General features: G+C 46.7%; 1 pseudogene. It reads left to right on the top strand.

Annotation, left to right across the window (positions count from 1 at the left end):
- Window positions 1-21: 21 nt before the first annotated feature.
- Window positions 22-930 (top strand): annotated as a pseudogene (locus R7Q48_RS25440) (insulinase family protein); the annotation flags it as partial.

Below are 930 nucleotides of genomic sequence, written 5' to 3'. Positions count from 1 at the left end.
GTGTAGGATGGGGTTATGAAGTCGATGAGCAAGTTTGCAGAGAAAGGCGTCACTGACGATCGTCTGGAGCAGTTGAAAGGTAAAGCTGAAGCGGATGCGATTTTTGCGCTTGAAAGCGTGAAAGGTAAAGTCACACAGCTAGCGTCGAATGAAACTTTCTTTGGCCAACCTGATTTGATTGAAAAACAATTGGAACAGATTCGCGCCGTGACTCCTCAATCTGTTGAGAAGGTGTACCAAAACTTTATTCAAGGTAAGTCGAAAGTCACCTTGAGCGTGGTACCAAAAGGCAAAACGGATCTTGCTGTTAAGTCTGCGACATTTACAACGCCAGAACGTACCTTGCCAGAGTACAAAAAAATTACCGATGATCAGTTAGCCTATCGCCGCGCAACGGACAATTTTGATCGTTCAGTGCAGCCACCAGTCGGTGATCCAGTGAAAGCAACAATGCCAGAACTGTACAATGTGCATTTTGACAACGGCTCTGAACTACTCGGTACAGTTAGCAACGAAACTCCGACAGTCATGATGCAGTTCAGCTTGCCTGCGGGCACGCGTTTTGTGGAAAAAGGCAAAGAAGGCCTAGCGCAACTGACGGCCGCTATGTTGCAAGAAGGAACGACCAAACGTAGCGTGGAACAAATTCAAGCTGAGCTCGATAAACTCGGCAGCATGATCTCTGTCGATGCCACAGGCTACACTACGAACATCAGCGTTTCTTCTTTAGAAAAGAATTTAGAGCCAACACTGAAAATCGTTGAAGAGATGCTGCTATCGCCAGCGTTCAAACAAGAAGATTTTGATCGTGTGAAAATGCAGGCACTCGAAGGGCTTGTGTACGAACATCAAAATCCAAGTTGGATGGCATCTCAAGCAAGTCGACAAGTGCTGTATGGCGATTCTGTTTTCGCTCGTCCGAAAGACGGC

This window comes from Vibrio sp. 378, assembly GCF_033339435.1.
This window is presented reverse-complemented; position numbering and strand designations above follow the sequence as displayed.